The sequence below is a fragment of the Flavobacterium sp. LHD-85 genome, from assembly GCF_030929595.1.
In the GTDB taxonomy this organism is placed as follows: domain Bacteria; phylum Bacteroidota; class Bacteroidia; order Flavobacteriales; family Flavobacteriaceae; genus Flavobacterium.
This window is the reverse complement of sequence record NZ_JAVFVR010000001.1, coordinates 234,586-259,028: the sequence shown is the minus strand read 5'-3', so window position 1 is coordinate 259,028 and position 24,443 is coordinate 234,586. Positions and strand designations below refer to the sequence as shown.

The 24,443-nt window shown below is 32.8% G+C and carries 20 protein-coding genes and 1 tRNA gene; 15 read left to right on the top strand and 6 right to left on the bottom strand.

The window, feature by feature from the left end:
- Window position 1: 1 nt before the first annotated feature.
- From RB618_RS01100 to RB618_RS01045, 12 genes are all read left to right on the top strand, one after another.
- Window positions 2–967 carry a hypothetical protein gene (locus RB618_RS01100; protein ID WP_308067114.1) on the top strand — a complete coding sequence of 322 codons (966 nt, stop codon included), beginning with the start codon at window positions 2–4 and terminating at the stop codon, window positions 965–967.
- Between the two features lie 9 nt (window positions 968–976).
- Window positions 977–1,528: a TerD family protein gene (locus RB618_RS01095; protein WP_308067113.1), complete on the top strand. Its 552-nt coding sequence runs from the start codon at window positions 977–979 to the stop codon at window positions 1,526–1,528.
- Between the two features lie 18 nt (window positions 1,529–1,546).
- Window positions 1,547–2,206, top strand: coding sequence for a TerD family protein (locus RB618_RS01090; RefSeq protein WP_308067112.1), 660 nt, complete (start codon window positions 1,547–1,549; stop codon window positions 2,204–2,206).
- The gene (locus tag RB618_RS01085) at window positions 2,206–2,619 is read left to right on the top strand and encodes a hypothetical protein (protein ID WP_308067111.1); all 414 of its coding nucleotides are present in this window, start codon (window positions 2,206–2,208) and stop codon (window positions 2,617–2,619) included. Before RB618_RS01090 ends, RB618_RS01085 begins: the two co-directional genes overlap by 1 nt.
- A 10-nt stretch (window positions 2,620–2,629) precedes the next feature.
- A complete protein-coding gene (locus RB618_RS01080; protein WP_308067110.1) occupies window positions 2,630–3,268 on the top strand; it encodes a VWA domain-containing protein in 639 nt (212 codons plus the stop codon).
- 100 nt (window positions 3,269–3,368) lie between these two features.
- On the top strand, window positions 3,369–4,004 hold the full coding sequence (locus RB618_RS01075; protein WP_308067109.1) for a VWA domain-containing protein: 636 nt from the start codon (window positions 3,369–3,371) through the stop codon (window positions 4,002–4,004).
- Window positions 4,005–4,006: 2 nt separating this feature from the next.
- Complete coding sequence (locus RB618_RS01070; RefSeq protein ID WP_308067108.1) at window positions 4,007–4,495, top strand: hypothetical protein; 489 nt, start codon at window positions 4,007–4,009, stop codon at window positions 4,493–4,495.
- Window positions 4,496–4,747: 252 nt separating this feature from the next.
- Window positions 4,748–5,800, top strand: coding sequence for a TerY-C metal binding domain-containing protein (locus RB618_RS01065; RefSeq protein ID WP_308067107.1), 1,053 nt, complete (start codon window positions 4,748–4,750; stop codon window positions 5,798–5,800).
- A gap of 5 nt (window positions 5,801–5,805) precedes the next feature.
- Window positions 5,806–7,215 (top strand): PP2C family serine/threonine-protein phosphatase, encoded by a 1,410-nt coding sequence (locus RB618_RS01060; RefSeq protein ID WP_308067106.1) that lies wholly within the window; start codon window positions 5,806–5,808, stop codon window positions 7,213–7,215.
- Between the two features lie 2 nt (window positions 7,216–7,217).
- A complete protein-coding gene (locus tag RB618_RS01055) occupies window positions 7,218–8,729 on the top strand; it encodes a serine/threonine-protein kinase (RefSeq protein ID WP_308067105.1) in 1,512 nt (503 codons plus the stop codon).
- A gap of 31 nt (window positions 8,730–8,760) precedes the next feature.
- The gene (locus tag RB618_RS01050; protein WP_308067104.1) at window positions 8,761–9,759 is read left to right on the top strand and encodes a TerC/Alx family metal homeostasis membrane protein; all 999 of its coding nucleotides are present in this window, start codon (window positions 8,761–8,763) and stop codon (window positions 9,757–9,759) included.
- Window positions 9,760–10,007: 248 nt separating this feature from the next.
- Complete coding sequence (locus tag RB618_RS01045; RefSeq protein WP_308067103.1) at window positions 10,008–11,927, top strand: ABC-F family ATP-binding cassette domain-containing protein; 1,920 nt, start codon at window positions 10,008–10,010, stop codon at window positions 11,925–11,927.
- Between the two features lie 262 nt (window positions 11,928–12,189).
- On the opposite strand, the gene RB618_RS01040 is transcribed toward RB618_RS01045, so the two are convergent.
- A complete protein-coding gene (locus RB618_RS01040) occupies window positions 12,190–13,152 on the bottom strand; it encodes an App1 family protein (RefSeq protein ID WP_308067102.1) in 963 nt (320 codons plus the stop codon).
- Between the two features lie 61 nt (window positions 13,153–13,213).
- Here RB618_RS01040 and RB618_RS01035 point away from each other — a divergent pair, with 61 nt between their 5' ends.
- The gene (locus RB618_RS01035) at window positions 13,214–14,083 is read left to right on the top strand and encodes a diacylglycerol kinase family protein (RefSeq protein ID WP_308067101.1); all 870 of its coding nucleotides are present in this window, start codon (window positions 13,214–13,216) and stop codon (window positions 14,081–14,083) included.
- 183 nt (window positions 14,084–14,266) lie between these two features.
- Here RB618_RS01035 and RB618_RS01030 read toward each other — a convergent pair whose 3' ends face one another.
- Window positions 14,267–15,412: a GNAT family N-acetyltransferase gene (locus RB618_RS01030; protein WP_308067100.1), complete on the bottom strand. Its 1,146-nt coding sequence runs from the start codon at window positions 15,410–15,412 to the stop codon at window positions 14,267–14,269.
- Between the two features lie 121 nt (window positions 15,413–15,533).
- The gene (locus tag RB618_RS01025; RefSeq protein ID WP_308067099.1) at window positions 15,534–16,022 is read right to left on the bottom strand and encodes a DUF1761 domain-containing protein; all 489 of its coding nucleotides are present in this window, start codon (window positions 16,020–16,022) and stop codon (window positions 15,534–15,536) included.
- 179 nt (window positions 16,023–16,201) lie between these two features.
- Here RB618_RS01025 and RB618_RS01020 point away from each other — a divergent pair, with 179 nt between their 5' ends.
- A complete protein-coding gene (locus RB618_RS01020) occupies window positions 16,202–17,044 on the top strand; it encodes a Two component regulator three Y domain protein (protein WP_308067098.1) in 843 nt (280 codons plus the stop codon).
- 263 nt (window positions 17,045–17,307) lie between these two features.
- Window positions 17,308–17,613: a hypothetical protein gene (locus RB618_RS01015; RefSeq protein ID WP_111365111.1), complete on the top strand. Its 306-nt coding sequence runs from the start codon at window positions 17,308–17,310 to the stop codon at window positions 17,611–17,613.
- 74 nt (window positions 17,614–17,687) lie between these two features.
- Here the strand turns inward: RB618_RS01015 and RB618_RS01010 are convergent, their stop codons facing one another.
- The 3 genes from RB618_RS01010 to RB618_RS01000 form a co-directional block, all read right to left on the bottom strand.
- Complete coding sequence (locus RB618_RS01010; protein ID WP_308067097.1) at window positions 17,688–18,887, bottom strand: PQQ-binding-like beta-propeller repeat protein; 1,200 nt, start codon at window positions 18,885–18,887, stop codon at window positions 17,688–17,690.
- 107 nt (window positions 18,888–18,994) lie between these two features.
- Window positions 18,995–19,066: transfer RNA gene (locus tag RB618_RS01005), tRNA-Glu, on the bottom strand.
- Window positions 19,067–19,409: 343 nt separating this feature from the next.
- A complete protein-coding gene (locus RB618_RS01000) occupies window positions 19,410–24,266 on the bottom strand; it encodes a RecQ family ATP-dependent DNA helicase (protein ID WP_308067096.1) in 4,857 nt (1,618 codons plus the stop codon).
- Window positions 24,267–24,443 lie beyond the last annotated feature (177 nt).

Below are 24,443 nucleotides of genomic sequence, written 5' to 3'. Positions count from 1 at the left end.
AATGCAAGAAGAAGAGGATAGATATCTTCAGATAATAAAAGAAAGTAATAGAAAACTTGTGATTTTAGAATTGCTAGCCAATTTCTTTAATCACAAGGATCTTGTCGGGGTTTTGGTACGGACAAAAATCATTCATACGCTCTTTCAAAATAACCGAATATTGGATATAAATAAACTGGAATTGTTTCATATTCAGTATACAGATAGTCTTATAGCGTTGTTTCAAAAAATTAAAAAATCAAAAGAACAGCAGTATGTTTTGATTTCGGATGAAATATATATAAACGAAGATATTTTATCAAAGCTAAAACAAGAAATTGGAGAAACAAAACTGGCAAAACAACTGCAATTGCATGCACAGAATATGTCAAGGAAGATAGAAGAACTCTATCAGTTATTTGTTTCAGACAAAGATGTTTTTTTTAACTGGAATGATTATTTGACTTTTTCACAAAGCATTCAGGCAGAATATTACAGAGAGATAACAATCGATCAATACGAAAAGCTTTCGCAGTTTAACAAAAGTGTTTATGAAAATGCACATGCTAAATTTGAAAGAAAACTTTTAGGACGGTTAAATATTTTGAATTTTAAAATTAAGTTCTCTTGCGGATTGGTTTGTAACAATGAGATAATAGAAATTTATGAGTTTAGGGATTCTAACGATAAATTTGTTTTTGTCGCAAACGAAAAAGCATTCTATTTTCTAAATGAAGAAGCAGTGAAAGGAATTGATCTTTCTAAAAATGATTCTTCAAAACAAATTATTATAAAAGGACTTAAAAATAAAAATGCTGAACTTAAAAATGAGCTCAGTACCATAAAAACAACATTGCCAGAAAATGTATTGGAAGTGTTGCAAGAATATCATGAAAAGATTTCATCAGTTGATTTTCTGGACGAATTACAGAATGTTGATGAACAGACAAATATCTTAAAAACAATGTTAAATATTAATATTAATTAAAAAAATAAAATGGCAATTAACTTAGAAAAAGGGCAGAGACAAAGTATAGCTGCTCCTAAATTTACAGTAGGATTAGGATGGGATAGCAATTCAAGCAACACTGGATCGAGTTTTGATTTGGACGCTTCGGTTTTTTTAGTTGGTGCAAATGGAAAAATTCCAAATGACAATCATTTTATTTATTACAATAATTTAAAATCTCCAGATCAGGCGGTTGCTCATGTAGGAGATAATTTAACCGGAGATGGTGACGGAGATGATGAAAAAATTTATATCGATTTGTCTAAAATTTCTCCAGATGTTTTTGAAATCTGTTTTGTGGTTACAATTCATCATGCAGACACAAAAAGACAAAATTTTGGGCAGATCAGAAATTCATTTATTAGAATTTTAGACGAATCTAACGTAGAGTTAGTAAAGTATGAACTTGATGAAGATTTTTCTATAGAAACTGCTGTAGAGTTTGGAAGAATTTATAAAAGGAATGATGAGTGGAAATTTGAAGCTGTTGGAATTGGAATGAAAGGCGGTTTACAAGATTACTTAAATAAATATAATTAATTTTAAACATTAACTCAAATGGCAATTAACTTAACCAAAGGTCAAAAAATTGATTTAAGAAAAACAACGGGTGAAACATTAACCAACTTCTGTATTGGAGTAAACTGGGGAGCAATTGAAACAAAAGGTTTCTTAGGCTTATCAAAAAATGTAATAGACATTGACTTAGATTTAAGCTGTGTTTTAATTGATGATCAAAATAAATTATGCGATCATTTATATTCTCCTTTGTATAGAGTAGAAGTATTACAGCAATTTGGTTTGCCAAAAGGAAAACTTGTAAGTGCTGATGGTGCTTTAAAACATACTGGAGATGATCTTGCAGGAGATACGGGTGGAGACGATGGTTTGGATAATGAAATTATTACTGTTGACCTTTCTAAAGTTGATGCTAAAGTAAGTCAGATATTTTTCTTTTTAAATAATGCAGGCAAAGAGGATTTCTCTCAGATTCCTTATGCAAAAATCAGAATGTACGAAGGAACTCCAACAAGAGTAGTTTCTGAGTTTGCTTCTTATAATGTAGCCGCAGAAAGTCAATACGTAAATAAGCGTTCCATTATTATGGCGAAATTGTACAAACGCAATGGAGAATGGAAATTTAGTGCAATTGGAGATCCAACAGATGATACATTTTTAGGACAAACGATTCATAAAATTGTAAAATCTTACCTATAATGCAAATTAAAAACATTGAAGGACTTAGAGTTTCTCAGGTAAGAGACCTAGTTGATCAAGGTGGAAAATTTGTAATATTTCCATATACTGTTTCATTTCTAGTAGCGACTTTAAAAAGAAGCTCTGATATTTATTTTATCAGACCAGATGAAAATACTTTTAAGTATTCTTACGGGTATGTTTTGCTGAACTTTTTCATTGGATGGTGGGGATTTCCATGGGGACCAATTTATACGATTGGTTCTATGTATCATCACATTTGTGGTGGTAAAGATTTGACTCAGGAAATAATGAATCATCTAGGACAGCACGATCCAGAAGCTAATACAAGTACTTACAATATTGATGGAGTTGAAAGTTCTAATGAAGGAAATAGAGCTGCCGAAGCTCCTACTTATAATATTCCTGTATAAATAATACACTATGAGAAGACTGCCTGTATATTTATTATTAGACACATCTGGTTCAATGACTGGAGAACCAATCGAAGCTGTTAAAAATGGCGTACAAATGATGATTAGTTCATTGCGTCAAAATCCGCAAGCAATTGAAACCGCTTATTTAAGCGTGATTACTTTTGATACGACTGCGCAGCAAATAATTCCATTAACCGATTTGGCTTCTTTTCAAATGATAGATATTAAAGCTAGTGGAGTTACTGCCTTCGGAGAAGCATTGAAATTAACAGCAGCCAAGATAGAAACTGAAGTTGCTAAAACAACAACAGAGCAAAAAGGAGATTGGAAACCATTAGTATTTATTATGACTGACGGAGTTCCGACGGATCATTGGGAAAGCGGTCTTGCAGAATTTAAAAAAGTAAAAACAGCTTTCACAGTTGCATGTGCAGCCGGTGGAGGTGCAGATACCAATGTTTTAAAGCAAATTACAGATACAGTAGTGAGTCTTGAAAATGCAGACAGTTCTAGTATTGGCAAGTTTTTTCAATGGGTAACGGCTTCAATTGGAGTAACTTCAACTAAAATTGAAGATTTAGGCAGGGAATTTACAAATGTAAAAGAATTGCCTCCGCCGCCATCTGAATTGAACATCGTAGTTTAATTTTAGAGGTGGGGGAGTTCTTTTGTTTTATAAAAATCAAAAGAAACTGCTATAAAATAATTTAGGATTAAACGATTATTTACTTGTTTTTGAAAGTTGTATGAGAAGATTACCAGTATATTTTTTATTAGACACATCCGGATCAATGTATGGCGAACCTATTCAAGCGCTTAACAATGCTTTGAGTGGGATGATTAATACTTTAAGATCAGATGCACAGGCATTAGACTCGCTTTGGATAAGTATTATAACTTTTGACAGAGAAGTAAAAGAAATAGTTCCTTTGACAGAATTGGTTCATTTTCAGCTTCCAGAAATAACTTGTCCGCAAAGCGGCCCTACAAATACAGGTGCAGGTTTAGATTTTGTCATTCAAAAGGTAAAAAGAGAAGTTATAACAGGATCTGCAACCCAAAAGGGAGACTGGAAACCATTACTTTTTGTTTTTACAGATGGAAAACCTTCAGATATTCAGTTTTACAGAGAAAAAATTCAAGAAATAAAAGCATTGAATTTTGGAGCTGTTGTGGGTTGTGCGGCTGGTCATATGGCAAACGACAGTATTCTAAAAGAGCTTACAGATAGTGTAGTTCATTTAGATTCGGCTGATAGTTCGACTTTAAAGCAGTTTTTTAAATGGGTTTCTGAAACTATCGAACAAGGAAACAAAAGCCAAGGAACAGGAGAAAGCGTAACGTTGCCACCACCTCCAAGTGAAATAACGGTTGTGATATAGTTATGGAAATACTAGGTACTTTGATAACAGTTATTAGTTTAATTGTACATATTGTTCAAAAAATTAATGAATCCTCTTATGGCAATGATAATGGTAGAAGTTCTTATAGAGACGTAACTTATGAAGTTGTCCATGAATTTACACCAGAGGAAAAATTAGAAAACATGAATATTGACAGTTTAAATATTTGTTATAAAACTGCCGGAATTAATGGTTTTTCTATTGAAAAAGCACGTCACGCTTTGCTAAATAATTACGGACAGACTAATTTTTATATACAGGATGCTATTGTACGTCATAATTGCATGTACGTAAAAGTAATGCATGGTATTCCGTATAATAGTTTGAATAAATGTTATGGTGCTGCTTTTTCAATCAATTTTATGACTGTAAATAATGGCGTTTCTGTATATGGATCAAAGAAAATAAATGCCGATGAAGAATTAGTTTTTAAGGAAATAGCAAACGAATTAATAAATGTAATTTCATAATGTCCTCACTTAAATTTCTTATTGAAATTCTGATTATTGCATTATTTTTTTATTCTAAATTATTGCCATATAAAGACAAATTAAATCCTCAATACAAAACAATTTTTGATTTTTTCAATAGTATATTTTCTCCCATATTTAATTTCCTCAAATCCTTTGTGAAGCCTTTTCAGGTTGGTGTTGGACTTGCGGTGGATATGACGCAAATTGTACTATTAATTATTTTTTTAATGCTATTAAAATTCCTTTAAAATGAGAAGATTACCGATATATTTTTTAATTGATATTTCAGAGTCAATGGTTGGAGAGCCAATCCAACAGGTTGAAGAAGGATTAGCAACTATAATTCAGGCGTTAAAAACAGATCCGCATGCGTTGGAAACAGTTTATGTATCCATTATAGTTTTTGCAGGTCAGCCTAAAACATTGGTGCCTTTACAGGAAATAGTGAGTTTTTATCCGCCTAAATTTCCAATAGGAAGCGGAACATCACTAAGCAAAGGATTAGGCCATCTGATGTATGAATTGAGAAGTAATATCGTTAAAACGACTTATGAAGTAAAAGGAGATTGGAAACCAATAGTATTTTTATTTACCGACGGAGTTCCAACAGATGATACTCAGGCAGCAATAAATGAATGGAAAAATAATTGGCAGAGAACAGCTAACCTAATTGCGGTTTCGTTTGGAAATGAAACAGATACAAAATTATTAGGCGAGTTAACAGAAAACGTGCTTCATTTTAAAAATACTAATGTACAATCGTACAAAGAGTTTTTTAAATGGGTGACAGATTCTATTAAAACAAGCAGTATCAGCGTTGAAAATAATTCATCTGGTTTTGAATTGGCAAAATTAGATGGAGAAACACTTTCTAAAATTGACCTAACAAAAGAAACTCCAAATAAGCAATATGTTGATGATAATTATGTCGTTTTAAGCGGAAAATGTCAAAACACAAAAAGACCTTATTTGATGAAATACCGCAAAAATATTGCGCCATCTATTTATGCAGGAATTGAATTGGCTTCTAAAAACTACAAACTGGTTGGTGCTTATCAGGTAGATAATAATTATTTTGAACTCGCAGACAATAGTAGTTTTAATAATAAAGTAAATACAGAGGAATTATTTGGCGCCCCAACATGTCCATGTTGTGGAAATCAAATTGCTTTTGCAGTGTGCGTTTGCGAAAAAATACATTGCATTGGAGATGAGCAAGTAAGCACTTGTCCTTGGTGCAATAATCAAGGTTCTTACGGATATGGAGAAGGTGGTTTTGATGTAAACAGAACACAAGGATAATACGCATGGAAGAGACCAAAAGATATCTTCAGTCTTTTTTATTCCAGAATAAAATCGATATTCCAAGAAGCAAACAATCGCTTTTTGAAGATTTTATTACTAATGAAACGAATATAACAGCAGTAAAAATAATTAAGGAAAAACAGCAGATGATTATGCAAAATTGGGAGTTAATAAATCGAATAGATGATATTACGAATCAATCTGTTTTTCTGCCAAATGGTACAGTTAATAAGCCGTACGAAGCAAAAATTGATTTTTCACAATTAGGCTGGAATGATTTTTCAGAATATAAAATCGAAAATTTAGAAAATACCGGACTTTCATTTGATGATGAAAAAAAACTTATTTCGGGAAATCCGGAAATAAGCGGTGATTTAAAAATAAAACTGCTTTTTAAAATTGAAGGTGAATCTGAAGAATCTTCTTTCAATGAAAAAGTTATGACTGTTATCATTAACCCTGATCCAAAATCGCTTTGGAAGAATTTAGAAAGTGATCAAAATGCTTCTTTTGCAAAGGAAGATAATGTTGCAATTTCTAGTTCTTTTTTAGATAAAAAAATTGTTGCAGCTTCTAAACGTGGGCGCAGTCATGCAAATGTAGGTTCTTTTAGAGAAGATGATTTTGCTTTCAAAAATTTCACAACCAACGGATGGAGCGTTTTAGCAGTTTCTGATGGAGCGGGCTCAGCGGCTTTATCCAGAAAAGGCTCACAACTGGCTTGCAATACTTTGGTTGAATATTTTGAAGAAAATTTAGAGAAGGAAAATTTAAAAGAATTTGACGAAATCTTATTCAATCATTACCAAAAGACAGATCCGGAATCATCAAAAAAAATAAGTCATTTTGTATACAACGCTTTATTAAAAGCGGCTCATTTTGTAAATCAGACAATTGAAGAATTTGCAATCGCGAATAATGAGGAGTTGAAAAAATTTCATGCTACTTTGATTTTTGCTTTGGTAAAAAAATATGATTTCGGTTACGCAGTTTTAACTTTTGGAGTTGGTGATTGCCCGATCGGTTTGCTGAACAGAGATTTAACACAAATTTCATTAATGAATACAATTGATGTCGGTGAATTTGGCGGTGGAACAAGATTTATTACAATGCCTGAAATTTTTCAGAGTGATAAACTTTCTTCTCGTTTCGGATTTAAATTAGTAGAGGATTTCTCTTATTTGATGTTAATGACTGACGGAATTTATGATCCAAAGTTTGTTGTTGAAGCCAATCTAGAAAAAATAGAAAATTGGAATCAATTTTTGTCAGATTTAAAAGGGAATAATGAGGACAATTCAAAAATTGATTTTGAAAATGAAAATGATGATATTGCAGGACAGCTTCTAAAATGGATGGATTTCTGGAGTCCGGGAAATCATGATGACAGAACCCTTGCTATAATTTACTAAATATGAGTACTGTTACAGTAAAATCAATAAACGACCCATCAAAAACGTATCAATTTGTTGATAACGGCGAGCCTATGCGTGGTGGAGTGAAAGATGTTTATTTCAGTCCAGATAAAAGATATGTTGTCGCTATTTTTAGAGATAAATTAGACTTTAATCAAAAAGAAAGGCTTCAAAAAATTACCAATAAATATTACACGCAAATTCAAAACGGAGAGGCTGGAGAATATTATTTGAATGAAGTTTTCAGATGGCCGACAGATGTTATAGAACATAATAATCTTACAGGAATAATTGTACCTCTTTATAAACCAAAATTCTTTTTTAGAAAAGGATATCAAACAAGTGAATTAATTCAAGGCAAGGAAAAAAACGGAAAATGGTTTGCAGGTGCAAAGTTTAGAAATCCGCACTTTCCGCTTAGAATTGCCAGTTCAGAATTAGGAGATTGGTTAAGTTATTTTCAGGTTTGTGTCAATCTTTCAAGAGGAGTAAAGAAAATGCATGCAATGGGACTTGCCCATTCAGATTTGTCATATAATAATGTATTGATAGATCCAATAGAAAGATCAGCTTGTATGATAGATCTTGACGGTTTGGTTGTACCAGGTTTATTTCCAGCAGAAGTAATTGGTACAGCAGAATTTATTGCTCCAGAAGTACTCTCAACAAAACATTTAGATAAAAATGATCCAAACAGAAAACTGCCAAGCAGGCTTACAGATCTGCATGCTTTACCTGTCTTGATTTATATGTTTTTGTTACACAGGCACCCATTAAAAGGAGGAAAGGTACACGATTTGGATACCGAAAAAGATGATTTATTGTCGATGGGAGAGAAGGCTATGTTTATTGAACATCCAACAGATGACATGAATAGACCTAAACTCAATCAAGTTTCTAAATGGGATTTGCCTTGGGCAGATATAACTAAATTGCCTTATACAATCACAGGGCCTTATTTAAAAACATTATTTGATAAAGTTTTTGTTGATGGATTACACAATCCGATGCAACGTCCGAATGCTGAAGAGTGGGAAATAGCATTATTAAAAACAACCGATTTGATGCAGAAATGTCATAACCCAACTTGTGAGCAAAAATGGTATGTTTTCGACAATACAAATACGCCAAAATGCCCTTTTTGTGGTACGGCTCATCAAGGTACGCTTCCTATTTTGGATTTATATTATCAATTTCAGGAAACGACTTGGAAGCCTGAAAACCATAGGTTAATGGTTTACAATGATCAATATTTGTTTCAATGGCACGTTAATCGTAATGTGGTCAGAAATGAAAAATTAGCACCGCAGTATAAAGTTCCAGTAGGTTATTTTACTTTTTTTAATGGCAAGTGGGTATTGGTCAATCAAAAACTGACTTCACTCAAAGATTTAACCGAGGATAAGGAAATTCCAATTGGAACAATGGTTGAACTTACTCACGAAAAAAAAATACTTCTTTCTAATGAAGAAGGAGGAAGAGTTATCATGGTAACAATGGCTAATACATAATTTTAAAATTTTAACTTAATTAATATCTAAAATGAATCAACACCCAATCTTTTCAGAACACCCCGGTTTAATTATCGTTTTTGCGGTTGCAGTAGTCATTATGCTATTGTTGGATTTAGGAATCTTCAACAAAAAAAGTCATGTAGTAACAAATAAAGAAGCTGTAACTTGGTCATTAGTTTGGATCAGTTTAGCAATGATTTTTAGTGGTTTAGTGTACTATTTTGCAGGGGCAGCTAAATTCTACGAATTTCAATCAGCATATTGGATCGAAAAAGCACTTTCTGTAGATAACCTATTCGTGTTTATTTTAGTATTTAAGTTTTTTGACGTTGCTAATCAGAACAAACATAAAGTATTGTTTTGGGGAATCATTGGAGCATTGGTACTTAGAGCAATATTCATTTTCTCTGGTGCTTTCTTAATCGAATTAACATATTTAAATAAACTTCTAAGTTTAGTTGGATTCGAAGGATTTAAGTATGATATAAACTTAATTATGACTGCTTTTGGTTTGTTCTTGGTTTATGCAGGTGTTAAATCGTGGTCTTCTGGAGATGATGACGATGAAGAAGATTACAATAATACAAGAGGAGCAAGATTGATTAGAAAGTTCTTTAGCGTAAGCGATAAATATGATGGAGATAAATTTTTTACAATAGAAAACGGAAAAAAATTAGCAACACCACTCTTGGTAGTTGTAGCGGTAATTGAGTTTACAGATTTATTGTTTGCGGTAGATTCGATTCCTGCAATTTTTGCAATCTCAAGTGACCCATTCATTCTTTATACATCTAATATTTTTGCCATTTTAGGACTTAGAGCGTTATTCTTTTTACTAGATAATTTTATTCACCTGTTTAGTAAATTGCAATACGGTTTGGCAATTATTTTGTCCTTCATCGGAATAAAAATGATTATTTCTCCATTCTATCATATAGAATCTATTTATTCTTTATTGGTAATTGGAGGCGTACTTTTAATCTCTGTTATGGCTTCGATTTTAATGCCAGAACCTAAAGAAGCTTAATTTTAAAAGTTTTTTAAAACTTAAAAAAGAATAAAGATTAAAAAAATCGGATTGAAAATTTAATAGAATTTTCAATCCGATTTTTATTTTGGAATTTGCAAAAGCTATTGTTTTTCAGTACAAAAACTTCGATTAAAAGTTATACTTTTGCACTTTCAAAATTGTAACAGGATAATTCGCTTGTTTACAGTTTATTTATTTAATGAATAAAGAAGGTTTTCTAGCCTTTACATTTACAGCAATACATTATGCTTAATATACACAATCTTTCCGTTTCTTTTGGAGGAACCTATTTATTTGAAGAAGTTACTTTTCGTTTGGGTGCTGGCGACCGCGTAGGTCTTGTTGGTAAAAACGGAGCAGGTAAATCTACAATGCTAAAAATGTTAGCAGGCGATTTTAAACCAGACTCAGGAGTTATTTCGCAAGAGAAAGATATCAAAATGGGATTCCTTCGTCAGGATATTGATTTTGAACACGGAAGAACGGTTTTGGAAGAAGCGTATGAGGCTTTTACAGAAATTAAAATTGTAGAAAAAAAGCTTGAAGAAATCAATCATCAATTGGTTACCAGAACCGATTATGAAAGTGAAGAATACGGACAAATTATAGAAGATCTATCTGATTACACACACCGTTTTGATCTTCTTGGAGGTTATAATTATGTTGGAGATACAGAGAAAATTCTTTTAGGTCTTGGTTTTAAAAGAGAAGTTTTTAATAACCAAACCGAAACATTTTCTGGAGGATGGAGAATGCGTATCGAATTAGCTAAATTATTATTGCAATCGAACGATGTATTGCTTCTGGATGAGCCAACCAACCACTTAGATATAGAAAGTATTATTTGGTTAGAGAATTTCCTTCGCAATTATCCTGGAGTTGTGGTAATCGTGTCGCACGATAAAATGTTCTTGGATAATGTTACCAACAGAACAATTGAGATTTCTTTAGGAAAAGCATACGACTTCAATAAGCCTTATACACAATATTTAGAACTGCGTCATGAAATTCGCGAGAAGCAATTGGCAACTCAAAAGAATCAGCAGAAGAAGATTGAAGAAACAGAAAAATTAATCGAGAAATTCCGTGCAAAAGCTTCAAAAGCTTCAATGGCGCAATCGTTAATTAAAAAATTAGATAAAGTAGAAAGAATCGAAGTCGATGAAGATGATAATTCGGTAATGAATATCTCTTTCCCAGTTTCTAAAGAACCAGGAAAAGTAGTTATCGAGGCTGAACATGTAACAAAAGCTTACGGAGACAAAACGATTCTTAAAGATATTAGTTTACTGGTTGAAAGAGGAAGTAAAATTGCTTTTGTTGGGCAAAATGGACAAGGAAAGTCAACTTTCATTAAAGCATTGGTAAACGAATTTGAATACCAAGGAAATATCAAATTAGGGCACAATGTACAATTAGGATATTTTGCTCAAAATCAGGCTGAATATCTTGACGGAGAGATTACTTTGCTTCAAACAATGGAAGATGCAGCAACGGACACAAATCGTATGAAAGTTCGTGATATGTTGGGTTCTTTTTTATTCCGCGGTGATGATGTTGAGAAAAAAGTAAAAGTACTTTCTGGAGGTGAACGTAACCGTTTGGCGCTTTGTAAGCTATTATTGCAGCCAATTAACGTTTTGCTGATGGATGAGCCTACGAACCACTTGGATATTAAATCTAAAAACGTTTTAAAGGCCGCGCTTCAAAAATTCGGCGGAACTTTATTATTGGTTTCTCACGACAGGGATTTTCTTCAAGGAATGTCAAATATCGTTTACGAATTTAAAGATCAAAAAATTAAAGAATATCTTGGAGATATCAACTTCTTCTTAGAACAGCGCAATCTTGAAAACATGCGTGAAGTAGAGAAGAAGGATGTTGTGAAAAAAGAAGCTCCAAAAGAAAAAGAAGTTGCAAAAGTATCTTATGAAGATCAGAAAAAGGGAAAGGCACTTCAGAACAAGTTAAGTAAAATTGAAAGCCAGATTCAGCAGTTAGAAAAGCAAATCCAGCATGACGATAAAATGCTTGAAACTAATTATGATAAACACATCGAAGATGCTTCATTTTTTACGGCTTACAATAAAAAGAAACAAGATTTAGAGCAATTATTAATCGACTGGGAAGTTGTTTCAGAAGAGATTGATAGTTTTAATGCATAGTTTTTTTGTTTCAAGTTTCAAGTTTTATCTTGACAAGTAATTTTTACCGCAAAGCACGCTAAGTTTTTATAGTTTGCATTTACAATGTACAAAGTTCGCAAAGCTATCTGTTGATAAAGCTTTGCGAACTTTGCGTTTTATAAAGCCTCAAGGTCAAAAAAACTTAGCGTGCTTTGCGGTAAAACCGTCATTCAGTTCAAAACTTGAAACTTGAAACTTGAAACTTGAAACTTGAAACTTGAAACTTGAAACTTGAAACAAACTACTTAATAATCCCAATAGATCGAGAATGTTCAATCGCTTTGCTGCTCTCTTTAAAATAGCAAACCGAAACATTTAAGTTTTCTAAATTATTTAGAATCTTTTTGACTTCTTTTTTTTGAGATTTTCCGGTTTGTCTAATATAAACGGCAACTACAGTAACGGGGAAAATTTTGCAGATTCTTTCGTATAGTTTTGGGTCATGTTGAGAATCGTCGCCCATTAAAACATATTTTAAAGTAGGGTAGAATTCAACTACATGCTTGATTTTCTCAAATTTATGATCGTGATTTCCTCTTCCGCTCATAAAGAAATCGGTGATGCCGCGTTTAATATCCTTTAGTAGAAAAACCGCTTTTGGCAGCTTGTTAATTCGTGTGAATTTGGCAATAAATCGGTATAAATTCCATTCGCTGCTAGAAATGTAAAAAAAAGCATTTACCTCTTCTACGTTGTCTCTTCCTGCAGAACTTAGAGCTTGATAGTGAGATACAACATCTTTGAATACTTTTCGGTCATTTACATTTTTAAATAATAAGATATAAAGTTTTCGAAAGAAATTATTGGTGTGTGAAATCAAAAAAGTATCATCGATGTCTGAAATGATTCCTAGTTTGCCTTTATGAGGCCTAATAAAACTGCCTTTACAGGTTATGGTGTTGTTTTGTTGCTTAATGCTTACTTCATAAGGCATCCATCCAAAATGAGTTTCTTTTTCTAATGGAATACAGAAATTAAAATAACCATCATCTAAGGTTTTGGTGTGAATGACTTCGTTATTGTAATGCAGGTAAACATCAAAATTTTTAATGGTTTTTATTCTGAACAATCGGAGAATAGAAGTGGCATTTTTTAATTTCCTTTTTTCAAAATTGTACTTGTTTTCCCTTTTTAAAACGTGCCCCATTACAATTAACTCTTGTTCATTTGCATAACCGCGATATAATTGTAGAATTGGTTTCATTAATTACGTATATTTATGTAACTGTAATTTACTCAATTTAATTGGTTTTAAAAGTAAAATTTTGAAAAAGAATATTTTGTTTGTTGTAAATCCTATTTCTGGAGACTTGGATAAATCTGATTTGATTGATGCTGTCGAAGAGTTTGCGACAACCAATCATTTCGATCTGAAAGTGTATGAAACAACTGGGAAAAATGATTTAAGAGCAATACAATCTTTGTATAATGAATCTGCTCCAGAACGTATTATTGTAGCGGGAGGTGACGGAACCATAAAAATGGTAGCCGAAGCTGTAGAAGAGCAAGATGTTATAATTGGGATTTTGCCAGCAGGTTCTGCAAACGGACTTTCGGTAGACTTAAATCTTCCCGATGAAATAGAGGAGAACCTTAAAATAGCCTTTTTGCACCATTATATCGAAATGGATATGATTTGCATCAACGGCAAAAAAAGCATTCATTTAAGTGATCTTGGTTTAAACGCAAATCTGGTCAAAAACTACGAGCAAAGTGATGTTCGAGGATTTTGGGGTTATGCGCTCCAGGCTTTTACAACGCTCAAAGAATCTGAAGAACCTTTTGTTGCAACTATCTCTGCCAATAACAAAACGGTGAAATATGTAGCGAGAATGATTGTAATTGCAAATTCGCAGAAATACGGAACAGGCGTAATCATTAATCCTAATGGCGCGATGAATGATGGAAAGTTTGAGCTGGTGATTTTAAAAAGTCTCGATCTGCTTTTAATCGGAAAAATAATTACCGGAAACATGCCAATTGATTCTGATGACATTGTCATTATTTCAACCAATAAAGCTCAAATAAAAACCGATTATCCGGTTAGTTTTCAGATTGATGGAGAATATTGTGGAGCGCAGACTTCGTTGGAAATTGATATTTTGCATAAGCAAATGAAAATTGCGGTGCCGTGATTTTATTGAAGAAATATTGGTGTTGTGAATTATGTCGCTGTGCTGGAGCTTTTAGGACTTGTGAATCATACCTTTTCTACAAATATGTTGCTCCTAACGGAGTTTTTTTAGCTCTGGAAGAGCGAAATGTTTATAGAAAAATTAGCTGTAAAACAAAAAAGCTCCAGCGGAGCGACGCATTTTTTATTTAAACGGATTACGCTCCTGCCATTCTGTTTTGGGTTCCAAATAATTGAAAAATCTAGAAATGTTATGGTTGATCAAAGCATTGCTGTGTGTAATTAAACCAAACATTTTTACAGGTTTTGCACCAACAGAACTTTTGATTTCAAGAGCGGTTCTGGCAAAGACGATTTCACGGAAACCTTTCTTGATAGAATATGCAATCATGTCGTAAAGCATATTTAAATACAGCATTTTCTCGCGCTGAATGCTTTCGTCATAACCCAAAAAGTACGTGTCCATTACTTCGCCATTTTTGATTAAAGTATTGAAGCCGATTAGTTTTTCATCCAAGAAATAACCGTATAGAAGAAAGTTGTCTACCATTATTTCTTTAAAAAAGCTAAAGTGGTTGCGAGCTAAGAAAAAAGTATTGAAAGGCGCATTTTTGGCAACGTGAAAATAAAGGTTATAAATAACGTCTTCATATTGTCTAATATCAGAAAGTGACATTTGCTTTTTTACAATTTCTTCCGATTTTTTTCGTGCACGTTTGTATTGGTCGCGATATTTTTTTGACAAAGCATCAATATAATCCTGTTCAGTTTTCCAATTTTCATTGATTTCAAAAATCATATTGGGCTGGGTAGAAAAGGTGTAATTGTTTTTGAATTCAGCTTGAAGCGGTTCGATTTCTTTTGCAGTAAAATCTTTTATGCTTGTAATGTGAACTTTTCTTCCGCTTTCTTTTAAATCTTTTTTTAGCTGATTAATTGCTTTATGAAGTGTTTTTATTGCTTTAGATTCGTTGGTTGATTGGTCAAAAATAAAAGCATTTTGTCCTGTAAGCATATTGTTTCCGACGAATAAAACATGCGAAGCAAAATTCTTTAAAGCAAAATTACGAACAGAAGTTTTTAAGCATTTATCGCGCTCTCCAAAAGACTCAAGTTTTTCTGCAAATAAGAATTGTGTTAAAACAATTCCAATTAGTTTTTTTTCTTCAAAAAGTCCAATGAAATGGCAGGTCATATTTACTGGGCAAGAGTTTTCCAGCACTTCGAGATATTCTCGTGTCAAAAAGATATTATTTGCAGCAAGCGAGTTCCATTCTACAGGCAGTAATGATGCGCTTTTGTAAATCTGGAAAGAATATGTTGTATTCAAAAGTGTGAGCTAATTTCTTCAAAATTAGGTAATATTTATAATAACTAAACTGCTTTAGGTTATTATTAAGAAAAACCCGTTTGAGGTTACTTTTTCAAACGGGTTTTTGATGTATTGTTATTTAAGCAAATCCGCAAATGATTCCACCCATAAGAGTCAAGGTTAGAATCCAATATCCTGCATGAATGAAAATATATTTCCAAGATTTTCTTTCAAACAAGCCATTAATTCCAATTAGTGGAAATGCAAAAAATAGTCCCGACATAAAACCGTGAAGCGCACCATGTTTGAAAGTTCTATATGCCATTCCGTAATCTGCCATAAAAGCAGCAAATGAAGGTTTTGCGCTATCTATTAAAGGCGGCCCGCCAACCATTCCGATTGCGCCAGACTGATGAATGGTTAAAGACATTAATGTCATGGTAATCATTAAGGAAAAAACGTACGTTAGTCCGAAAATTTTAAGCATATTTCCTTTTCTTAGCTCTTCTTGAGTAAGATTATTTTCTTTCATCCAGATAGTTCCGAATACTTTTGGGCTGTACCAGATAAAACCGGTTACGAGTGTGGTAATGGCTGCAATGAATAATGCAACGAAGTTAATTTGCATAATGTGAGGTTTTTAGAATTAGTTGATCAAATGTAATCAAAAAAAATGCAGGTTTTTTAAAATAATAAAAAGTAGTCAAAATCTTACCAGTTAAAATTTTATCAACAGTTTAGCGATATTTAGTGTATTATAGCTATGAATTGTATAATTTTACACTAATAACAAATCCCAAATCTGTTATGAAAATTTTAATTACCTTTTCATTAATATTTGCTTTTTCACTAAGTGTTTTGGCAGATACCGTTTCGGATAAAGAAAAAGAAGCGCTTATAAAACTGTATCATGCAACAAATGGTTTGCAATGGAAAAACAAATGGGACTTAAGTCTGTCTGTTTCTACCTGGTACGGTGTTAAAGCTGAAAATGGAAAAGTAGTTGCGTTGAATTTGGCAAATAATAATCTGAAAGGAGAATTGCCTGAAGCGCTGTATGATCTTGTAAATTTAGAATCGCTCAATCTGGAAAAGAATAAAATTGAAGGAAGCTTGTCTTCTTCTATTTTTAATCTGAAAGAATTAGAATTGCTGAATATTGCCAATAACAAGTTGTCTGGCGTAATTCCGGCTTCTATTTGCCAATTGGGAAAATTAAGAGATCTGGAGCTTTTTGCGAATGCTATTTCAGGAGAGCTTCCGTCGGAGATTGGAAAACTGAACCAGCTAGAAATTTTAGCTGTTTTTAATAACGAAATTAATGGAAAACTGCCTGTGTCTATTTATAAAATTTCGGGATTAAAAGTTTTGCTTTTAAACGATAATAAGCTGTCAGGAAATTTGACAAACGAAATTATTAATTGGAATGCATTGCAGAATTTTAGTTTGTTTAATAATGATTTTACAGGCGATATTCCGCAAGAAATTGAAAAGCTTAGCAATTTGGAAGAATTGAATCTTTCATACAATAAATTTACAGGCGAAGTTTCTAAAAAGATAGCTTTATTAGATGCTTTAAATGTGACAATGATGGACGAAAACGGAAATCCGTTTTTATTAGAAATAAACCAAGAAAATAAATTACAATAGTTTACCCAAAATTAATCGATGCTTATGAATGAATTTTACACTCGTTAAACAAGTTGATTAAATATATTTAGTTAATTGCCAAAACCGTAACTATGTTACGGTTTTATGGTTTCTAGAGGTTTCGTCTTTTGAAAAAAAATAACATTTAATTTAGAATTGAATTTTTTATGTTTGTCTAAATTTTTATAACTTTAATAAAAGTATCCGGAGAACCAAAAACCGATTAATCAGCGGTATTACTAACTACTTAATAAGAAGAAATCATGACACTACAATATCAAGGTGAGCAGTACGGAAAACCAACCACTTTTACAATTAGAATTATTGGAAACAACTTGTCAAAAAGCAGTTCAAACTATCAGATTGATCTTTTGGTTGGCGATAAAAAACTTCCAACTTTTACAAGCGAAATTCACCAAAGTCTTTCTAATTGCTTAAGAGAAATCTACTTGTTCAGAAAACACAACGGAATCACATTCAATGAATCATCAGAGAAAATAGTTTCACTTTATGTTCCTTATGATAAAGTTTTGTACAACTACAATAAATATGCTTTGTTTAGAGCGTAATTTTTTCTCAAAAGAGGATAAAAAAAGACCATTTGAAAAAATGGTCTTTTTTTATTTCTAAAAGCGAGAAGCTATTATCGAATAATCTTCAAATAAGCGCTATAAGGATCATCTTTAAGTGAAGTTCGCATATAGTATACGTTTTCGTCTTTTTCTTTTAAATCAAATTGAATTAAGCCTGCATCGCAATAATAGTAAAGTAGGTTGTCATCGGCAGGAAATTCAATGTTTGAAATAGGCAAAGTGGTTAGTTTTTCTTCAAAAGCTATTTCACCATTTGATAAATCCAATTCAAAAAGTTTTTTGTTAAGAGTATATCCCCAAAGATTATCTACTTCTTTAACGATGTATTGGACCTTGTCGCCTTTAAAATCTGTTTTCCAAAGCTGAGTTCCTGTTTTAGAATCAACAGCATAAATAGATGAAACCTCTGGACCTTGTGCTGCAAAATATAGTTTTTTGTCGTGGCATACTATACGCTCTTTTACATTATTCTGATTTTCTTCTATTTTAAACTGCCATAACACATCTAGGCTATTCGGTTTTAAAGCATACAGCCAATTCTTATCGCCAGCAATAAAAACACTTTCGCCATCGGTAACAGGTTTTCCAGTCATGGTTTCGTCAAAGCTTTTTTGGTAAAGCAATTTTCCTGTATTAGCTTCAAAACAATACACATTTGTTCCGCTTTGAGTAAAGATCTTATTGTCGAAATAAAGTGGCTCAATATCGTTGTTTGGAGTGTCTAATTTGTAGTTCCAAGCCAAGCTTCCATCTTTTAAATCCAAAGCGTATAAATTGCTGCTCTGATTTTGATTTTGTGCGGTTATAAAAAGTTTTCCATTAGCTATAATCGGAGTCTGGTCTTTTAGAACAATTTGGTCTGTAATGTTTCCTAATCTTGATTTCCAGAAAATAGTGCCTGTTCCGTTATCTACTGCATAAATTTCGCCATTAATAAACGGAATAAAAACAACTCCGTCGTGTAGGGTTATTTTATTGGCGCACATTTCAGTATGAGCATCTGAGGCTTTTACAGTCCAAACAATACTTTCTACTTCTAGATCCCATGAAAAAAGAGAGCCATCGTAATCGTAAATTAACATAGAAGTGTCGTCTAGAGAAATCTTTTTTAGGGGTTTTAAAGACTTATTGGTAACAGCTTCTTCTGCGGGCAATTTGCTGTTGGTGTAATTTGTTTTGCTGTCGGGCGCTTGTCCAAACATATTTGCAGAGGCGAATACAAATAAAAGGGCTATTAATTTGTGTTTCATTTTAAGATTTGGGTTGATTTTTTTGATTGTCTTCTTTTAAAACATTTAACGGAGTAAATATAAACAAAAAAAGCTCCAGATTTCTCTGAAGCTTTTGTCTTAGTAAGTAGTCCGTGGGGGAATCGAACCCCCCTTACCAGGATGAAAACCTGGCGTCCTAACCGATAGACGAACGGACCTGCTTTGCTATTGCGGGTGCAAAAATGCAACTATTTTTGAGATGTACAAAGCTTTTTTGAAAAAACTTTTTGATTTTTTTTGATTGGAGATTGTTTTAGATGATCGTTTTTTGAGCTTTAATCGAGTTAATGTGTTTGTATTTGTTTGATTAATAATTTGTTGTTTTGTATGTATGCGAAGAAATGGTTTGTTTTTTTTAATGGGAAATATTTTTTGTAAATATTGAGTGATTTTGTATTTGAAAGAATATTTTTATGCTTTTTTTAAGCATAGGCACGTTGAAGTGTATAATTTAAAAAGATGGTTAAGACAGTAGGAAGCTTCATCGGCTATTTTTTATGTTTATTTTTGCTTGTCATCAATAATTTCAAAATAAAGCTCGGGTAGAATTATTTTGATTTCCTGTGAAGCGCCTTCTTTAAGCCAGTATAATATGAAATTTACATTGGCACTTTTTAACTCATAATGTTTTGCTTTCATTTCTTCAATTTTTTTAATAAATAACTTTGAGAATTTCAGTATAGATTGTCCGTTTGAATTGAAGCATTCATCTTCTTTAATATGTAATGTTTCCCCGCATGTTAGTTGGGAAATTAGAACCTGTCTATTAATGAAATAGTCTAGCCAGATATCTTTAAAAGTGGCATGTACTGTAATTTTATCAGGGGCATTATAAATTTCAAAATTGCTTATTCGTTCCAGATTTTCTGCGGTCAAGTGATTGAGATAGTCAGCATTTAAATGGATGCGCATGTTGCGTTTAGCTCTTGTCATTGCGACATATAATTGCCGTTTGGTTTCGTCTGTAGCGACATTAAAATTTTCCAGCAACAGGAATATATTGTCAAACTCTTTTCCTTTGGCTTTATGAATGGTTGATACAAAAATTGTTTCGCCATTTTCATTGTAAAAGTCTTCCAGTTTAGATTCACGTATTAAAACTTCTAAATCAGATTTGTATTTCTTATAAGGATTTGTAATTTCAAAATCTTTGATGATGTTTAGACAAATCTCCAATTTATTACTACTGCGGAAAGTGTTAATTAATTCTCGTTTAGCATTGTCCCAAATTTCATCACTGATTATGTAAATATTAGCTCCTACATCTATTTTATTCAATAAAAACCTAACTTCAACAAGATTGCATAAATTAAAGCCATCATTAGATTGTATTAGTTTTGCCGTAATGCCATTTTTTAAAAGTAATCCTGTAACTTTTGCTGCTTCCTCATTAGTTTTTGTAATGACACATGTAGTTCCAGAAAGATCTGTATTAGTGATATCGGTAACAAGCGGCGTAATTAGATTGTGACTTTGGTATCTAATAATTTTGATTTTTCCATTGTCAGTTTGGTTAGCAATGATTGGTGTTTCTTTCAGGCGGTGTTGAATTTGCTGTACGAATTGATTCGAAAATGTGACCAGGTTGCTTTTACTGCGGTAATTTTCTATTAACTCATGTTTTATTGCTTTGTTATCGTAAATGAATTGTTCCAGGTATTTAGAACTCGCTCCTCTAAACTCATAAATATTTTGATCATCATCTCCTACAGCAATAACCCGCAATTCTTCGTTTTGCTCTATCAATGCATTAATAAGAGCAAACTCATCTGCATTCATATCCTGAGCTTCGTCAATTACTAAAACCGTTTTGGTAATTTTACTAGCCTCAACATCGCCATTTTTAATTCTTTCGACCGTAATGTTTAAAATATCCGTTGATTTTTCTAAAGTGCCAACTTTGCCCAAAAGATCAAAACAGTAAGAGTGGAAAGTTTTAATTTCAATAAAGTTGGCGGCATTACCAATCAGTTTTAGCAGACGCTTTTTAAATTCGATGGCGGCGGCTCTTGAAAATGTAAGCATTAGCAATTGCTCATGTTTAACATCTTCCATTAAAAGGAGTGAAGCCAGTTTATGGACTAGCACTTTTGTTTTTCCACTACCAGGGCCAGCGGCAACAACTATATGCTGTGTTTCATTGTCTTTTATAATTTTTAGTTGTGTTGGCGAAAGTTCCCCAAAGAGCTGTTTGAATTTTGCAGGAGTAATATTCCGTTTAATTTCATTCTGTCTCTCGCTGCCTTTAAAATACTTGTTCAGAAATGAACCATAATTTAGTTGGAAATAATCTTCGACAAATTGTAGTGCATTTTTATAATCAGTAATCATTCTCTGGGCATATTCGCCTACAATGTGGATTTGCTGAACTTTGCTTTCATAAAACTGATTGAGCTTTTGATAATCGTCTTTCGTGTAGCGCTTTTTGTTATCCTGTTCCGTTCGTTCAATGCTTAAACCATTATAAACGACCAGAAAGCCTCCTTCAATTTTTATTGCATCAATTCGCGAAAGATAAAACAGTGTATCTTCAATATCATCGATGTTTATTTCTTTTTTGAAAAGACTGGAACTGTTATCATAAGCGATCTTTAGTTCGTGCACAGAAAACTCTACTAAGATTTCATCTCTATCTGCTTGGTCTTTTATTGTTTCGGGAATAGTTTTGTCATAAAGAAATTCAATGATAAAGGTTGCAAGCTCATGACGCTTTTCAAGTTTGTCTTTTAGTTGCTCTTTACTTTGAAGACAAACTATGGTAATATGATTTTTAGAATGTTCTAAATATTTTCTTTTAATGGAGTTTTTAATAGACCAAAAGTTAAGTATCGTTTTTAGTTTATTGAGGTTTATGCCTTCACAGCCCTTTTTTTCAGCCTCCTCATTTAATTCTTTCAAATGAAAAATGCTTTCTTCTTGTTTTAGAGTCGAAAGTAAAAAGTTTTCAATTTTACTGTATGTTTCTACAATGGCAAGAGAGCGGTTTTTATTATCTGCTTTTTTTATAAATGCAGTCAAATCTTTTGCATCTGCAAGAATTTTTTCATCGCGTAAGAGATTAATTATATTGATTACCTCTTCTCTCACAATACCTAAATGGTCACTAATATAGTCTACTCGTGACTCGGCAGCTTCACTGTTGGTTTCCTTTCTGTTTTTGCTTGAAAATAATTTTTTTATAATACGTACTCCTTGTTCTTTTTGTTTTTCTTCAAATTTTGTTGAAGAGTTTATTTTGTCAATAGCTTCTTGTGTGTTTTTAGATAGGATGCTGTTAGCAAATACTTTAGGGGTATTCTGTCCGCGTTTTAAATACCCTGCATCTTCAAGAGCTGCAATTGCGGTGGTTACACGGGTTTCTATTTCTACAACACTGTCATCCCAGCCCGCTTTTCGTGCAATTTCCAATGCGGAATTGGATACTTTAGAACGAAATTTTGTAATATCCTTTATGGCTTTCCATATTTGTTGGATTTCCTTAATGGAAAGTTTGGTCTGATTTAGCAGAATAAAGTGTTTACTGAGGTCTTCTTCATTAAAAAGCACAAAACAATCAGCAGAAATATTTTCATCTCTTCCAGCGCGCCCTGCTTCTTGTACATAGTTTTCAAGTGAATCTGAAATTTCATAATGAATAACCAAGCCCACATCTTTTTTGTCTACTCCCATACCAAATGCAGATGTGGCCACCATAATTTGCGTGTCACCATTTAGAAAAGCATTTTGGTTCTCAGTTTTCTCTTTTTTATCCATTTTGCCATGATATGGTTTTGCGTTAAAACCGTCTTTAGCTAACTGCTCGGCAAGTTTATAAGCTTTGAGTGTTCTGGATGTATAGATAATTGTTGGGCAGTTTTTTTCTTCGATTAAATCTCGGAGGGTCAAATATTTTTCTTCTTCATTTTGTTTTTCAAAAACTTTATATTGAAGATTAGTCCTTGATGCTTTGGAAGTGAAAACTTCAAGATCCAGCGATAGCTTTTCGCTAAAATATTCTCGTATATCTTCAATTACCTTTTGTTTGGCGGTTGCAGTAAAACATGATACTGGTATTGCATCTTCAAGGTTTTTCTTTTCCTGAATTAGCTTTATAAAATCACCAATATACAAATAGTCAACTCTGAAATCTTGTCCCCATGATGAAAAACAGTGCGCTTCATCAATTACAAATCGAGAAACTTTCCTGCCTAAAATTAGTCTTTCGATAGTTTTTGAGCGTAGCGATTCAGGTGAAATATACAGAATAGAGGCAGAGCCCTCTTCAATTCTTTCCAATGATTTGGCTCTTTCAATGGGATCTAATAATCCGTTAATGGTGACTGCTTCTGTTATTCCATTTTTCTCAAGGTTGTCTACCTGATCTTTCATTAAGGACTGAAGTGGAGAAATTACAATTGTCAATCCTTTAGAATTTTCAGCACTCATGAGTGCTGGAACCTGAAATGTAATTGATTTTCCGCCGCCCGTTGGGAAAACCGCCAGTACCGACTTGTTGTTAATAGCGGCTTTGACAGCTTTTTCCTGAAGCGGTTCGCTACCATAAGTTCGATAAGAATCAAAACCAAAAAACTTTTTTAGTCCCCTGTAGATATTCAATGCATTATCGCAGTAACTACAACCAGTTGTGCAAGGTTTGTTTCGTAATGACAGCATTATACGTTCCACTTCAGGATAGTTTTTAAGAACCCATGGAGGTGTAATGGAGTGAACTTTTTTATGGGTGATAAATGAATTAATGAGTGACAGGCAAAAGGCCAATTCAATAGGATGTTCAGAGATTATTTTGGTTAAATCTGACTTTTCACAAATTTCACCGTGGAATTTTAATCTAATTTGAGCTTCTGTATCAAAGCTTGTGTTTTTATGGTTTATAAATCGGAAGAAGGCTCCGAACTCATTTGTATGATTTAAAAGGAGATAAAAAATATCTTTAAGTGTCTTATCAATTTGCCAAAAAGCAGCAACTTCACTATTGAATAAATCTCGGGCTTTGATTGAATCGTTTAAAGGATTGTTTTTGTCTTCTGTCTGAAGTTTGTCATCTTTTAATAGTGCATGATAAGGCTTTGTTGGAAATAATAATGGAGAAAGATACAAGGTATCAATAATATTAAAAGTGGAAATTCTGGCGTCAATAATTGTTTTTCCTATATATTTAATATCGTGATTTAAGATGTTGTGTCCACAGATATATTCGCTTCCTTTCAAAAAGTGGGTAAAATCGCTTAAAGATGCTTTGTGGAAACGATTGCCATCTTCTTTAATTGCACCTATATCAAGAACCTTACCTTTAGTCGAGTCGATTTCGGTATCTATAAATGTAATTAAACGGGTGTTGTTTTGTTTATCTAGTAGCATTAAACTTAGATTATGTTTTTTATGAAACTATAAATGCACAAATGTTTAAAGGCGAGGAAGATATGTAGCTAATTTACTATTTAATTTCTAAATTCAAAATGTTAAACCTAAATAAGCTCAATAATGAATATAGAGTTTTGTGGTAGTAAATTTAATCAAGCAAAAAAAAGTTTCTAA

Bases quoted from the DNA above. Each gene is read 5' to 3' on its own strand.
- RB618_RS01100 (WP_308067114.1), top strand. From the start codon at position 2: ATGCAAGAAGAAGAGGATAGATATCTTCAGATAATAAAAGAAAGTAAT.
- RB618_RS01095 (WP_308067113.1), top strand. From the start codon at position 977: ATGGCAATTAACTTAGAAAAAGGGCAGAGACAAAGTATAGCTGCTCCT.
- RB618_RS01090 (WP_308067112.1), top strand. From the start codon at position 1,547: ATGGCAATTAACTTAACCAAAGGTCAAAAAATTGATTTAAGAAAAACA.
- RB618_RS01085 (WP_308067111.1), top strand. From the start codon at position 2,206: ATGCAAATTAAAAACATTGAAGGACTTAGAGTTTCTCAGGTAAGAGAC.
- RB618_RS01080 (WP_308067110.1), top strand. From the start codon at position 2,630: ATGAGAAGACTGCCTGTATATTTATTATTAGACACATCTGGTTCAATG.
- RB618_RS01075 (WP_308067109.1), top strand. From the start codon at position 3,369: ATGAGAAGATTACCAGTATATTTTTTATTAGACACATCCGGATCAATG.
- RB618_RS01070 (WP_308067108.1), top strand. From the start codon at position 4,007: ATGGAAATACTAGGTACTTTGATAACAGTTATTAGTTTAATTGTACAT.
- RB618_RS01065 (WP_308067107.1), top strand. From the start codon at position 4,748: ATGAGAAGATTACCGATATATTTTTTAATTGATATTTCAGAGTCAATG.
- RB618_RS01060 (WP_308067106.1), top strand. From the start codon at position 5,806: ATGGAAGAGACCAAAAGATATCTTCAGTCTTTTTTATTCCAGAATAAA.
- RB618_RS01055 (WP_308067105.1), top strand. From the start codon at position 7,218: ATGAGTACTGTTACAGTAAAATCAATAAACGACCCATCAAAAACGTAT.
- RB618_RS01050 (WP_308067104.1), top strand. From the start codon at position 8,761: ATGAATCAACACCCAATCTTTTCAGAACACCCCGGTTTAATTATCGTT.
- RB618_RS01045 (WP_308067103.1), top strand. From the start codon at position 10,008: ATGCTTAATATACACAATCTTTCCGTTTCTTTTGGAGGAACCTATTTA.
- RB618_RS01040 (WP_308067102.1), bottom strand. From the start codon at position 13,152: ATGAAACCAATTCTACAATTATATCGCGGTTATGCAAATGAACAAGAG.
- RB618_RS01025 (WP_308067099.1), bottom strand. From the start codon at position 16,022: ATGCAAATTAACTTCGTTGCATTATTCATTGCAGCCATTACCACACTC.
- RB618_RS01020 (WP_308067098.1), top strand. From the start codon at position 16,202: ATGAAAATTTTAATTACCTTTTCATTAATATTTGCTTTTTCACTAAGT.
- RB618_RS01015 (WP_111365111.1), top strand. From the start codon at position 17,308: ATGACACTACAATATCAAGGTGAGCAGTACGGAAAACCAACCACTTTT.
- RB618_RS01010 (WP_308067097.1), bottom strand. From the start codon at position 18,887: ATGAAACACAAATTAATAGCCCTTTTATTTGTATTCGCCTCTGCAAAT.
- RB618_RS01000 (WP_308067096.1), bottom strand. From the start codon at position 24,266: ATGCTACTAGATAAACAAAACAACACCCGTTTAATTACATTTATAGAT.